We start from the raw sequence: 13,019 nt of genomic DNA, 5'->3' as shown, positions 1-13,019 counted from the left end.
CGCCGTCGACGTCGCGCCCGGTCGAGTTGGCCAGCAGCGCGGTGTCCAATGCCGACATGTACTTGGTGATCGCCGGCAGCACGTCGGCGCGGGCGGCGGCCAGCTTGAGGCCGCCCGCGCCGGCCATCGCGTCCTTGATGCGCATCCCGCCGAAAGCCGTCGCCAATATCAGCGGTACCAGCACGATTGCCAGCACCTTGTAGCCGACGGGCCAGTTGGAGAGCGACCAGGCCGGCGGGCGTTTGGCCGGCGGCGCGGCGGCGACGGGACCTTCATCGAATCCTGGTGTGGCCGCCTCGGCCGCGTGGGCCGGGCGGGCGAACATGGTCACGTGCTTGCGGCCGCACGCCCGGCCGCTGCGCCGATCGTCAGCGCTCGGTGAAACGAGAGACTCATGAGACTTCCTGCTTTAATCCGCCTACCCCACGCAGTCGGCGCCAGCGATAAACGCCTGGCAATCCGACGAGTATGCCAGCCCGCGGCCCAGGTCTCCACAGTTCCTACTGAGTACGCAGAGCCCTCCAAGGTAGGCCGGTGCGCCGGGACGCAAGTCTGGCAAACAAATTGGCTTTGTCATGATCGGCAGATGTTCCGGCTGCTGTTCCACACTCCGCGCATCGCGCCCAACACCGGCAACGCCATTCGGACGGCGGCCGCCACCGGCGCCGAACTGCATCTGGTCGAGCCGCTGGGCTTCGACCTGTCCGAACCGAAGCTGCGGCGGGCTGGCCTGGACTATCACGACCTCGCGTCGGTCACCGTGCACCCGTCGCTGCCGGCCGCCTGGGCGGCGCTGACGCCCGCGCGCGTGCTCGCGTTCACCGCGCACGCGTCGACGTCGTTCGCCGACGTCGACTACCAGGCCGGTGACGTGCTGATGTTCGGGCCCGAACCCGACGGGCTGGACGAGGCGACCCTGGCCGACGCGCACATCACCGCGCAGGTGCGCATCCCGATGCTGGCGGGCCGGCGCTCGCTGAACCTGTCGAACGCGGCCGCGATCGCCGTTTACGAGGCGTGGCGCCAGCACGGCTACGCCGGGGCGGTTTAGCCGCGGTTACTTTCCGGCGCCGCGCCGGTCAGCATCGATATGGCTACCTTCATCACGATCGGATACGGGGACGCGGCCGGGTACGACCGGGTCAGCGACGAGTGCAAGAAGGCCGCGCACGGGCGCGACGACGAATTGCGCGCGGCCGGGGCGCTGATCGGCATCGCCGGCGATCCGGTCGCGGTGCGCAATCCGGACAGCTCCGGCGTGCGGACCGAACCCGGGCCGTATCTGCGATCGGCCCTGCCGGTCGCCGGGTTCGCCGTGTTCGAGGCCGACGATCTCGGTGCGGCGATCGAGCGCGTCAGCCGAACCCCCTGCGCCGTCGCGCACGGGGTCGTCGAGGTGTGGCCTCTGACGACCTGACCTACCAGCTGTTCCAGTGCGTGAGCTGCTCGGCGGGCAGCCGCTTGGCCGGGCGGAAGTCGGTGCCCTTGGTGTAGGCGATCGGGAACAGCCCGCCCTGGCTGTATTGCTCGTAGGGGATGCCGAGCACGTCGGCCGCCTGCTTCTCGCCGTCGCGCAGCAGGTGCAGCGTCGTCCAGCAGGAGCCCAGGCCCCGCGAGCGCAGCGCCAGGCAGAAGCTCCAGACCGCCGGGAACAGCGACGCCCAGAACGACACGCCGCCCAGCGGCGTCTTGTCCTCGCGGCCCTCGATGCACGGGATCATCAGCACCGGCGCCTCGTGCATGTGCTCGGCGAGATACGTCGCGGAGTCCCGGACCTTGCCCATGCGCTCGCCGCGGGTGTCGCCCTCGGCGTATCGGGCGCCGGGCGCGCTGAGGTAGCCGCGGGCGTTGGCCAGGTAGATGTCGCCGAGCGCCTTCTTCTTGTCGGCGTCCTCGACGAACACCCATTGCCAGCCCTGCGAGTTGGAACCGGTGGGCGCCTGCAGCGCCAGGTCGAGGCATTCCATCAGCACGTCGCGGCCCACCGGCTTGTCGAAGTCGAGGCGCTTGCGAACCGAGCGGGTGGTGGTCAGGACTTCGTCGACGGACAAGTTGAGGGTCATGCGTGGAGACTACCGTTGGCGGCATGACAGTCGAACTGACGCAAGAGGTTTCCAGCAGGCTCAAGTCGGACAACTTCGGGTGGCTGACCACCGTCGCCAAATCGGGACAACCGGTTCCCCGGCTGGTCTGGTTCTACTACTCGGGCGTCCCTGGCGCCAGGCTGACGGTGTACTCGATGCCGCAGGCCGCCAAGGTCGCCCACATCAAGGCGCACCCGCAGGTGAGCCTGAACCTGGATTCGGACGGTAACGGCGGCGGCATCATCGTCGTCGGTGGGACCGCGACCGTCGACGCGACCGGGGTGAATTGCGCGGATGACGAACCCTACTGGGCGAAGTACGGCGAGCTCGCCAAGGAGCTGGAGTCGGCCGAGGGGATCTCGATGGACGCCTTCAGCACCCGGTTGGCGATCACCCCGACCAAGGTGTGGACCACGCCGGCCTAGCGATCTTGCTCGGCGAAGGGCGTCAGCGGAAGTCGCGCGACTTCGAGCCGACCGCCAGGCTGATGCGGCCCAGCCGCTCGGCCACGACGGTGACCGCGCCGCTGGCGTTTTGCACCTGGCCGCGCACCAGTAGCGCCGGCGCGGTATTGGCCAGCTTGCGGTGCCGCGCCCACACCCCGGGCGTGCAGAGGACGTTGACCATCCCGGTCTCGTCCTCCAGGTTGAGAAACGTCACCCCCTGGGCCGTCCCGGGCCGCTGCCGGTGTGTCACTGCACCGGCGATCAGCACCCGGTCGCCGTCGGGCACGTCCAGCAGCGCCTCGGCGGGCACCACGCCCAGCGCGTCCAGGTCGTCCCGCAGGAACTGCGTCGGGTAGCTGTCCGGGGAGATGCCGGTGGCCCACACGTCGGCGGCGGCCAGCTCCAGCTCGCTCATCCCCGGCAGCGCCGGGATGTGCGACCCATCAGCACCGTGGGCCCCCACCCCGGGCAGCCGGTCCGGGCGCTGGGTGGCGGCCGCCCCGGCCGCCCACAGCCCCTCGCGCCGGGACATGGAAAAGCAGCCCAGCGCCCCGGCCGTGGCCAGCGCCTCGGTCTGCGGCACGGACAGCTGCAGCCGGGTGGTCAGGTCCAGCAGGGAAGCGAAGGGGCCGTTGGCCTTTCGCTCCTCGACCAGCCGCTCGGCCAGGTCGTCGCCGATGTGGCGGACGGCGCCCAGACCGAGCCGCACCTCGGTGCCCGCGTTCTCGAGTGTGGCGTGCGCCAGGCTGGCGTTGAGGTCCGGGCCGTGCACCGTCACGCCGTGCCGGCGCGCGTCGGCCACCAGCGACTGCGGCGAATAGAAGCCCATCGGCTGAGCGCGCAGCAGCGCCGCGCAGAACGCCGCCGGGTGGTGCAGCTTGAACCACGACGAATAGAACACCAGCGACGCAAAGCTCAGCGCGTGGCTTTCCGGGAAGCCGAAATTGGCGAAGGCTTCCAGCTTTTCGTAGGTCCGGTCGATCACCTCGTCGGGGGCGCCGTGCAGCGCGCGCATGCCGTCGTAGAACCGGCCGCGCAGCCGTCGCATCCGTTCGGTCGAGCGCTTGGAGCCCATGGCGCGGCGCAACTGGTCGGCCTCGGCGGCCGAAAAGCCCGCGCAGTCGACCGCGAGCTGCATCAGCTGCTCCTGAAACAGCGGCACCCCCAGCGTCTTTCGCAGCGCGGATTCCATGGACGGGTGGTCGTAGGTTACCGGGTCGACGCCGTTGCGCCGCCGGATGTAGGGGTGCACCGACCCGCCCTGAATGGGACCGGGGCGGATCAGCGCGACCTCCACCACCAGGTCGTAGAAGATCCGCGGCCGCAGCCGCGGCAGGGTGGCCATCTGTGCGCGCGACTCGACCTGGAACACGCCGACGGAATCGGCGCGGGCCAGCATCTCGTACACCGCCGGTTCGGAGAGGTCGAGGCGGGCCAGATCCACCTCGATGCCCTTGTGTTCGGCCACCAGGTCGATGGCGTAGTGCAGCGCGCTGAGCATGCCCAGCCCGAGCAGGTCGAATTTCACCAAACCGATTGCCGCGCAGTCGTCCTTGTCCCATTGCAGCACGCTGCGGTTCTCCATGCGCGCCCACTCCACCGGGCAGACGTCGGCGATCGGGCGGTCGCAGATCACCATGCCGCCGGAGTGAATGCCCATGTGCCGCGGCAGGTTCCGGATCTGGTTGGCCAGCTCGATCACCTGCGGCGGGATGTCGTCGATATCCGGTGAGTCCGCGAGCCCGTTCCAGTGGCTGATCTGCTTGCTCCACGCGTCCTGCTGCCCCTGCGAGAAGCCCAGGGCGCGGGCCATGTCGCGCACCGCGATCTTTCCCCGATAGGTGATGACGTTGGCGACCTGGGCGGCGTAGTCGCGGCCGTACTTTTCGTAGACGTACTGGATGACCTTTTCGCGCTGGTCGGATTCGATGTCCATGTCGATGTCGGGCGGCCCGTCGCGGGCCGGCGACAGGAAGCGCTCGAACAGCAGCTCGTTGGCCACCGGGTCCACGGCGGTGACGCCCAGGGCGTAGCAGACCGCGGAATTGGCCGCCGATCCCCTGCCCTGGCACAGGATGTTGTTTTCCCGGCAGAACCGGGCGATGTCGTGCACCACCAGGAAGTAGCCCGGAAATGTCAGGTGCGCAATGACTTTCAGCTCGTGTTCGATCTGGGCGTAGGCGCGGGGCGCTGATTCGGGGAGCCCGTAGCGGTCGCGCGCCCCGGCCATCGTCAACTGCCGCAGCCAGCTGTCCTCGGTGTGCCCGGCGGGCACGTCGAACGGCGGCAGCCGCGGCGCGATGAGCGCCAGCCCGAACGCGCACTGCTCGCCGAGCTCGGCGGCCGCGCGCACCGCGTCGGGCCGCTCACCGAACAGCCGGGCCATCTCCTCGCCGGAGCGCAGGTGCTCACCGCCCAGCGGGGCCAGCCACCCCGCGGCGGAGTCCAGGGACTGCCGGGCCCGGATCGCGCCCATCGCCATGGCCAGCCGGCCGCGCGACGGGTGGGCGAAATGCGCCCCGGTGGTGGCGACCACCCCGACGCCGAAGCGCGGCGCGAGGCCGGCCAGCGCCGCGTTGCGTTCGTCGTCGAGCGGGTGGCCGTGCCGGGTCAGCTCGACGCTGACCCGGTGCGCCCCGAACCGGTCCACCAGGTCGGCCAGCGCCCGCTCCGCGGCGTCCGGGCCTTGCGACAGCGCCTGGCGCACATGGCCTTTGCGGCACCCGGTCAGGATGTGCCAGTGCCCGCCGGCGGCCTCGGTCAGCGCGTCGAGGTCGTAGCGCGGCTTGCCCTTCTCCCCGCCGGCCAGGTGCGCCGCGGCCAGTTGTCGCGACAGCCGCCGGTAGCCTTCCGGGCCGCGGGCCAGCACCAGCAGGTGCGGGCCGGGGGGATCCGGCGTCTCGGTGCGCGCGCCCGGCCCCAGCGACAGCTCGGCGCCGAACACGGTGCTCAGGTCGAGTTCGGCGGCGGCTTCGGCGAACCGCACCGCCCCGTACAGGCCGTCGTGGTCGGTGAGCGCCAGGGCGCGCAGGCCCAGCCGGGACGCCTCCTCGACCATCTCCTCGGGAGTGCTGGCGCCGTCGAGGAAGCTGAACGCCGAATGCGCGTGCAACTCGGTATACGGGACCGACGAGCGGACCGCCCCGGTGTCGCCCGGCGGCCGGTAGGTCCCGCGTTTGCGCGACAGCGGGGCGTCCTCGGTGGGTTCCGCCGGCGCGCCGGCGTGGCGCGGCTTGCCGTCGAGCACCCGCTCCATCTCCGCCCAGCTCGGCGGCCCGTTGAACCAGCCCACGGTCCCGAGCCTACTCGAATATATGTTCGAATGCGAACATCTGTTAAACCGCTCTAAACACGTTCTTAACGCTGCCGGCCTACCGCCCCGAACCCGCCGCACAGATACTGGTACCAGGGCAAAACGACGGCGGGGACTGGGCATGGCGCAAGCGAAGACACTGGACACGGCTTACCTCAAGGCTCAGGATCCCGAACAGCACGCCAGCCTGGCGATCGGCGCGGTCGCCGTCGTCGACGGCCCCGTCCCCGATTGCACGCTACTGAAAGACCTTCTGGCGGAACGCCTTCGCTCGATACCGCGTTGCACACAGTTGCTGCGGGCGCAGAATTTCGAGTGGATCGACTGTCCGGAATTCGACGTCGCCCGTCATCTGCGCCGGGTGGCGATTCCGCGCCCGGGCGACGACACCCAGCTGTCCCAGGCCATCGCCTTCGCCCTGGAGCGTCCCCTCGACCTGAACCGCCCGCCGTGGGAATGCTGGGTCATCGAGGGCCTGACGGGCAACCGGTGGGCGATCCTGATGAAGACCCACCACGACGTCGCCGACGGCAACTCGGCCGCCCACCTGCTCGCCAGGCTCTGCGACGACGCCGGCGGTGACGCCTTCACCAACAATGTCGGAGCCCAACAAGTTTCGTCGGGTCCGCAACGAGGCTGGGCCGACGTCCTGGGCCGGGCGGCCACCGTCGCCGGCACGCTGGTCGGGGCGATGTGGCCGACGGAACGCCTGCCCGTCCACCCGGTCATGCGGCGCTACGGCACGGTGCGAGTCCCCGCCGCCGACGTCGACAAGGTGTGCCGCAAATTCGGTGTGACCGTCAACGACGTTGCGCTGGCGGCCATCACCGAGGGCTTCCGGCGGGTCTTGCTGCGGCGCGGCGAGGAGCCGCGCGCGGACTCGTTGCGCACCCTGGTGCCACTGTTCGGGCGGACGGTCCGCTCGCCCATGCTGCCGTATCTGCCCGTCGAACACGAGGATCCCGTCCAGCAGTTGCGCACGGTGCACAAGAGGTGGAAGGCACAGCAGCCCCAGCCCGGCATCGTGGAGTCCGCGCTCAACTGCCTGCCGGGGTTGTTGCGCAGCAACGTATTACAGGTGCTGGCCCGGCTGCCACACGCCGGCCTCGTGACGCTGGGCACCCACACGCCCGGGCCACGCCACCAGCTCCGGTTGATGGGCCAGACGATGGAGCGGCTGCTGCCGATCCCCCCGACCGCCACGCGGCTGAGCACGGGGGTCGCGGTGCTCAGCTACGGCGACGACGTGGTGTTCGGGATCACCGCCGAATACGACGCCGCGGCCGACGTCAAGGAATTGGCCGCCGGCATCGAACTGGGCATGGCGCGGATGGTGGCGCTCAGCGGAGACTCCGTGTTGCTGTTCGGCAGGGAGCACCGGCGCAGGCGCGCGGCCACGAGGCACCCGAGCCAGGCGCCACGAGCGCACCCGTCGGCGCGTTACTGACCCGGCCCCGGCGGGGCGCGGCGCCGTGAGAAGGTTGGGGGCATGCCGGTCACCATCGACCCGCGCCGCCTCGACGCGGTGCTGTTCGACGCCGCGCTGAGCGATGCCCCGGGCCTGGCCGGGCGACTGCGCGACGCCGGCGTCGGCGTCAACTCGTGGGGCGCCGACGCGGGGGCGGTCCGGCCGGGCAGATGCGCCGTCGTGACCGGCGACCCGGACGTCGTTCGGGCCGCGCGCGATGCGGGGTACGCCCTGGTCATCGGTGTCGGGGACCCGGACGCACTGCGGGGCGCCGGCGCCGACGCGGTGGTCACCGACCCGGGTGAGATCACTGTGCGCACCGGGGATCGGCGGATGTCCCGGCTGCCCGACGCGCGAGAAGCCTTGGACGCACTGGCCGACCGCAGCCCTGCGGTCTTCTACGACTTCGACGGCACACTGTCGGACATCGTCAACGATCCCGACGCCGCCCGGCCCGTCGCCGGGGCCGTCGAGTCGCTGCAGAAGCTGGCCGCGCAATGTCCGGTAGCGGTGCTGTCCGGCCGCGATCTCGCCGACGTGACGAAGCGCCTCGGCGTGCCGGGCATCTGGTACGCCGGCAGCCACGGCTTCGAGCTGACCGCGCCGGACGGCACGCACCACCAGAACGAGGACGCGGCCGCGGCCATCCCCGTGCTGGAACAGGCGGCCGCCGAACTGCGTGACCGGCTGGGCTCGATTCCCGGAATTGTGATCGAGCACAAGCGTTTTGGCGTGGCGGTACACTACCGCAACGCCGCCAGGGACCGCGTCGGCGAGGTGGCCGCGGCGGTGCGCGCGGCGGGCCGGCGCGACGCGCTTCGGGTCACCACCGGCCGCGAGGTCATCGAGCTGCGCCCCGACATGGACTGGGACAAGGGCAAGACCCTGCGGTGGGTGATCGGGCACCTGCCCGATTCCGGCTCGCTGGTGCCGGTCTATCTCGGCGACGACATCACCGATGAGGACGCGTTCGACGCGATCAGCGACGACGGCGTCCCGATCCTGGTGCGGCACACCGAGGACGGTGACCGCGCCACCGCCGCGCGGTACGCGCTGGACAGCCCCGCGCAGGCCGCCGAGTTCACCGACCGGCTGGCGCGGCGGCTCGTCGACGCCGACTGAATTCGGCTATGACCATTGGTCATTGAACCGCCGTTGTTCCCTGCGACCGCACTGTGAATATGCCCAACGTCGGCGTCGCGTCAACGTCACTACCCCCCGGCGCCTCGCTACCCGACTAAGACGGGGCGATCACGGCCATGCCGAGCGCCTCGGCGGCGTCGCGCATGCGCGCGTCGTATGTGCACACCTTGCCAAGGTCGGCGCCGAGCCGCTGCGCGGTCGCCAGGTGAATGGCGTCGAGCGTGCGCAGCTCGAATGGTTGCAGCCCGCCGGCGAGATCGAGTACCCGGTTGTCGATGCGAAGCAGATCCAGCTTGGCGAGGGTCCGGCGTCCGGCTGTCCGCGCGGGCTCGCCCTTGTGCAGCAAGGCCCGCATGACCTCCGTCCGCGCCAGGGCACTCGACACCCGGGGACGGCGGGAGCGGAGGTAGCGACGCAACGCCTCTGATTCCGGCTCACGGACCGCGAGCTTGACGATTGCGGACGAGTCCAAGTAGATGGCCGCCATCAACGCTCGTGCTCACGCAGGCGCGCAAGTGTCACTGACGGCAGCTCGACGCCGGCTGCGAGTTCGAGCGGTTCGGGCAGATCATCGAAGTCGATTGTGGCGCGGTCGATCTCGCCGCTGGCCAGCATCTGGTCGTAGGGGCCGCCCTCGGGCATCGGCGAGAGCAGGGCGACGGGCCGACCGCGGTCGGTGATCTCGATCGTCTCGCCGGCCTCGACGCGGCGGAGGAGTTCGCTGGCACGCTGGCGCAGTTCCCGCACACCCACCGAAGCCATGTGCTAACTGTAGCACATTGGAGTAAGAGGCGGTTTGGCGTGCCCCCGGCACCGACCGGACCTCGGCGCTAAGCCGCGTACTCGGCCGCGCCGTCGTCGAGCACCACGCGGGCGTCCGAACCCTCGGCCCCGGACGCCTCGGTGCGGAACACCGCCTTGCCGGGTTCGGTGCGCCAGATCAGCGTCGTCAGCGTCTCGCCCGGGAACACCGGCGAGTTGAACCGCGCGTCGATCGAGGTGACGTTGGCGGCCACGCCCTTACCCAGCTCGGCGACCAGCGCCCGGCCCGCGACCCCGTAGCTGCACAGCCCGTGCAGGATCGGCTTGGGGAAGCCGGCCAGCTCCCGGGCGAACCAGGGGTCGCTGTGCAGCGGGTTGCGGTCGCCGGACAGCCGATAGATCAGCGCCTGATCCTCCCGGGTGGGCAGCGGAATCCGGGCGTCCGGCTCGCGGTCCGGGATCTCCGGCGCGACGGGCCGCTGTCCCGGCTGTCCGCCGAACCCGCCCGCGCCCCGGACGACGAAGGTCGTCGACGTTTCGGCGATCAGCTTGCCCGAGTCCGGGTCGGTGCCGCGGCCGCGCAGCATCACGACCGCGTTCTTGCCCTCGCCCTTGTCCTGAATGTCGGTGACCTCGGAGACCACCGAGAGCTTCCCCGCCGGCGGCAGCGGCGCGTGCAACCGGACGCCCTGCGATCCGTGTAAGAGCATGGCCCAGTTGAACGTTCCGATCTTGCCGGCCGCCCCGAAGGCCGGAGAACAGATCACCGCGTAGGTGGGCAGCACCTGCTGGGCGATGTCGTGGCTGTTCTCGGTCGTGAACGACAGGTCGTCGATGCCGCACCCGACGCCGAGCGCGTAGAGCATCGTGTCCTTGTCGGTCCATTCGAACAGCATCGGATCGCTCACCGCGCCGACGGCACTCGGGTCAATGGCCATACGAGTCTCCTCACTGATGGAATCGCGCCTTTTCGTACCTAACCATCGCAAACCCTTCCCCCCGGCACCCCCGGCAGGGCAGGCTATCGACATGCGCAAGGGGAGCGTGCTCGCAAAGGTTCTCGCCGTGCTCGCCGCGGCGGTCATCGTCGGCGCGTGCGGCGGCTCGCCGCAGCCGCGCAGCATCACCCTGACGTTCATCCGGCACGCGCAGTCGGAGGCCAACGCCAACGGGATCATCGACACCTCGATCCCGGGTCCGGGCCTCAGCCCGGAGGGAAAGGCGCAGGCCGAACAGCTCGCGCACCAGGTCGCGCACAACAGGTACGACGCCGTCTACGCCTCGACGATGGCGCGCGCGCAGCAGACGGCCGAGCCGTTGGCCGCCGAGCTGCACGAGCAGGTGCAGGTGCTGCAGGGCGTCCAGGAGATCGATGCCGGCTGGTTCGAGGGCAAGCCGACGTCGATGGATCCCACGACGTACCTGCTGGCGCCGGCGGACTGGCTCAGGGGTGACGTGCAAAACAGCATCCCCGGCTCGATCAGCGGCAAGGAGTTCAACGACAGGTTCACCGCGGCCGTCCAGAAGGTCTACGACAGCGGCCACAACAACCCGGTCGTGTTCTCGCACCTGTACTCCATCGAATACTGGGTGCTGATGAACGTGAAGAACGCCAAGGACAGCCTTCGGACTACCCATCCGCTGCCCAACATCGGTCGCGTGGTGATCTCGGGCAACCCGATGACGGGCTGGACGCTGCAGGAATGGGACGGGATCCGCGACTTCAGCGGCTGACGGCTAGCATGTCCGCATGCGGTATGTCGTTACCGGCGGTACCGGGTTTATCGGTCGCCGCGTCGTGTCCCGTCTCCTCGGAACCCGGCCGGACGCGCGGGTGTGGGTGTTGGTGCGCCGCGGGTCGCTGGGCCGCTTCGAACGCCTCGCGGCCGAGTGGGGCGAGCGGGCGACGCCGCTGGTCGGGGAGCTGCCGGAGCTGGAGCTGACCGACGAGACCGTCGCCGAGCTGGGCCGGGTCGACCACGTCGTGCACTGCGCGGCGATCTACGACATCACCGCGGGCGAGGCCGAGCAGCGGGCCGTCAATGTCGAGGGCACGCGGGCGGTGATCGAGCTGGCGCGGCGGCTGGGCGCGACGCTGCACCACGTCTCGTCGATCGCGGTGGCGGGCGACTTTCCCGGCGAGTACACCGAGGACGACTTCGACGTCGGCCAGCGGCTGCCGACCGCCTATCACCGGACCAAGTTCGAGGCGGAGTCGCTGGTGCGCTCGACACGGGGGCTGCGCTACCGCATCTATCGCCCCGCGGTCGTGGTGGGCGATTCGGTCACCGGGGAGATGGACAAGGTCGACGGGCCGTACTACTTCTTCGGCGTGCTCGCCAAGCTGGCCGTGCTGCCGTGGCTGACCCCGATGCTGCTGCCCGACACCGGCCGCACCAACATCGTCCCGGTCGACTACGTCGTCGACGCGCTCGTCGCGCTGATGCACGCCGAGGGGCACGACGGACGAACCTTCCACCTCACCTCGACCAAAACCATCGGGCTGCGCGGCATCTACCGCGGCGTGGCCGGTGCGGCCGGGCTGCCGCCGCTGCGCGGATCGCTGCCCCGCTCGGTGGCCGCGCCGGTGCTCGGGGCGCGCGGGCGCGCCAAGGTGCTGCGCAACATGGCGGCCACCCAGCTGGGCATCCCCGCCGAGATTTTCGACGTCGTCGACTCCAAGCCCACGTTCCTCAGCGACGAGACCCGTAAGGCGTTGCGGGGAACCGGAATCGAGGTGCCCGACTTCGCGAGCTACGCGCCCGAGCTGTGGTGGTACTGGGCCGAGCACCTGGACCCCGATCGGGCGCGGCGCGACGACCCGAAGGCGCCGCTGCGGGGCCGCCACGTCATCATCACCGGCGCGTCCAGCGGCATCGGGCGGGCGTCGGCGATCGCCGTCGCCGAACGGGGCGCAACGGTGTTCGCGCTGGCCCGCAACGCCGACGCGCTGGATGAGCTGGTGGCCGAAATCCGGGACAAAGGCGGGCAGGCGCACGCCTTCACCTGCGACGTCACCGACTCAACGTCGGTGGAGCACACCGTCAAGGACATCCTGGGTCGCTTCGATCATGTCGACTACCTGGTGAACAACGCGGGCCGGTCGATCCGCCGCTCGGTGGTCAACTCCACCGACCGGTTGCACGACTACGAACGGGTGATGGCGGTCAACTACTTCGGCGCGGTGCGCATGGTGCTGGCGCTGCTGCCGCACTGGCGCGAGCGCCGGTTCGGTCACGTGGTCAACGTCTCCAGCGCGGGCGTGCAGGCCCGCAACCCCAAATACAGCTCGTATCTCCCGACCAAGGCGGCGCTCGACGCGTTCGCCGACGTGGTCGGGTCGGAGACCCTCTCCGACCACATCACGTTCACCAACATCCACATGCCGCTCGTCCGCACGCCCATGATCGCGCCGTCGCACCGGCTCAACCCGGTGCCCGCGATCAGCCCCGAGCGCGCGGCGGCGATGGTGGTGCGCGGGCTGGTCGAGAAGCCGGCGCGCATCGACACCCCGCTGGGCACGCTCGCCGAGCTCGGCAACTACTTCGCGCCGAAGACGTCGCGGCGCATCCTGCACCAGCTCTACCTCGGCTACCCCGATTCCGCCGCGGCGCGGGGCCTTTCCGCCGGGGCTGAAGCGCCGCCGCCGAATCGGAGGCCCAAGCGCCCGGCCCGCGCCGTCACCGGGGGCATCCGGACACCACGCCCGGTCAAGCGACTGGTGCGGCTGGTGCCGGGAGTGCACTGGTAGCCATCAATCGCTGTGTCTGGCGAGCCATCTCATCCGATCTGGCCCGGGAAGC

The 13,019-nt window shown here is 70.3% G+C and carries 12 protein-coding genes and 1 pseudogene; 7 read left to right on the top strand and 6 right to left on the bottom strand.

Features of this window, described 5'->3' with window-relative positions; translation table 11 throughout:
• A pseudogene (locus tag A5705_RS12235) lies at positions 1-325 on the bottom strand (ATP-binding protein); the annotation flags it as partial.
• Between the two features lie 261 nt (positions 326-586).
• Here A5705_RS12235 and A5705_RS12230 point away from each other — a divergent pair.
• Together A5705_RS12230 and A5705_RS12225 are read left to right on the top strand one after the other, a co-directional pair.
• Complete coding sequence (locus A5705_RS12230; RefSeq protein ID WP_067873736.1) at positions 587-1,051, top strand: tRNA (cytidine(34)-2'-O)-methyltransferase; 465 nt, start codon at positions 587-589, stop codon at positions 1,049-1,051.
• Between the two features lie 39 nt (positions 1,052-1,090).
• Positions 1,091-1,417, top strand: coding sequence for a YciI family protein (locus A5705_RS12225; RefSeq protein WP_067873733.1), 327 nt, complete (start codon positions 1,091-1,093; stop codon positions 1,415-1,417).
• Position 1,418: 1 nt separating this feature from the next.
• Here the strand turns inward: A5705_RS12225 and A5705_RS12220 are convergent, their stop codons facing one another.
• Positions 1,419-2,063: a nitroreductase family protein gene (locus A5705_RS12220; protein ID WP_067873730.1), complete on the bottom strand. Its 645-nt coding sequence runs from the start codon at positions 2,061-2,063 to the stop codon at positions 1,419-1,421.
• 23 nt (positions 2,064-2,086) lie between these two features.
• Here A5705_RS12220 and A5705_RS12215 point away from each other — a divergent pair, with 23 nt between their 5' ends.
• Positions 2,087-2,509, top strand: a complete 423-nt coding sequence (locus A5705_RS12215; RefSeq protein ID WP_067873727.1) for a TIGR03667 family PPOX class F420-dependent oxidoreductase — start codon at positions 2,087-2,089, stop codon at positions 2,507-2,509.
• Between the two features lie 22 nt (positions 2,510-2,531).
• On the opposite strand, the gene A5705_RS12210 is transcribed toward A5705_RS12215, so the two are convergent.
• Complete coding sequence (locus A5705_RS12210; protein ID WP_067873723.1) at positions 2,532-5,822, bottom strand: error-prone DNA polymerase; 3,291 nt, start codon at positions 5,820-5,822, stop codon at positions 2,532-2,534.
• 142 nt (positions 5,823-5,964) lie between these two features.
• On the opposite strand from A5705_RS12210, the gene A5705_RS12205 reads away from it, so the two are divergent.
• Both A5705_RS12205 and otsB read left to right on the top strand, forming a co-directional pair.
• Positions 5,965-7,290, top strand: coding sequence for a wax ester/triacylglycerol synthase domain-containing protein (locus A5705_RS12205; protein ID WP_082956434.1), 1,326 nt, complete (start codon positions 5,965-5,967; stop codon positions 7,288-7,290).
• A gap of 42 nt (positions 7,291-7,332) precedes the next feature.
• Entirely contained in the window at positions 7,333-8,433 is a 1,101-nt protein-coding gene (gene otsB, locus A5705_RS12200; RefSeq protein WP_067873720.1) for a trehalose-phosphatase, read from the top strand.
• A 115-nt stretch (positions 8,434-8,548) separates the two neighbouring features.
• Here the strand turns inward: otsB and A5705_RS12195 are convergent, their stop codons facing one another.
• From A5705_RS12195 to A5705_RS12185, 3 genes are all read right to left on the bottom strand, one after another.
• Positions 8,549-8,941, bottom strand: a complete 393-nt coding sequence (locus A5705_RS12195; RefSeq protein WP_067873717.1) for a type II toxin-antitoxin system VapC family toxin — start codon at positions 8,939-8,941, stop codon at positions 8,549-8,551.
• Positions 8,941-9,216, bottom strand: a complete 276-nt coding sequence (locus A5705_RS12190) for a type II toxin-antitoxin system Phd/YefM family antitoxin (RefSeq protein WP_067873713.1) — start codon at positions 9,214-9,216, stop codon at positions 8,941-8,943. Before A5705_RS12190 ends, A5705_RS12195 begins: the two co-directional genes overlap by 1 nt.
• Before the next feature lie 68 nt (positions 9,217-9,284).
• Positions 9,285-10,154: a MaoC family dehydratase gene (locus A5705_RS12185; protein WP_068277702.1), complete on the bottom strand. Its 870-nt coding sequence runs from the start codon at positions 10,152-10,154 to the stop codon at positions 9,285-9,287.
• 91 nt (positions 10,155-10,245) lie between these two features.
• On the opposite strand from A5705_RS12185, the gene A5705_RS12180 reads away from it, so the two are divergent.
• Complete coding sequence (locus tag A5705_RS12180) at positions 10,246-10,950, top strand: histidine phosphatase family protein (protein WP_067873707.1); 705 nt, start codon at positions 10,246-10,248, stop codon at positions 10,948-10,950.
• A 16-nt stretch (positions 10,951-10,966) separates the two neighbouring features.
• Entirely contained in the window at positions 10,967-12,967 is a 2,001-nt protein-coding gene (locus tag A5705_RS12175) for an SDR family oxidoreductase (RefSeq protein ID WP_067873704.1), read from the top strand.
• Positions 12,968-13,019 lie beyond the last annotated feature (52 nt).

This window comes from Mycobacterium sp. E787 (genome assembly GCF_001668725.1).
GTDB lineage: Bacteria > Actinomycetota > Actinomycetes > Mycobacteriales > Mycobacteriaceae > Mycobacterium.
Note: the sequence above shows the minus strand (reverse complement) of the source record. Positions and strands in the feature narration are given on the sequence as shown.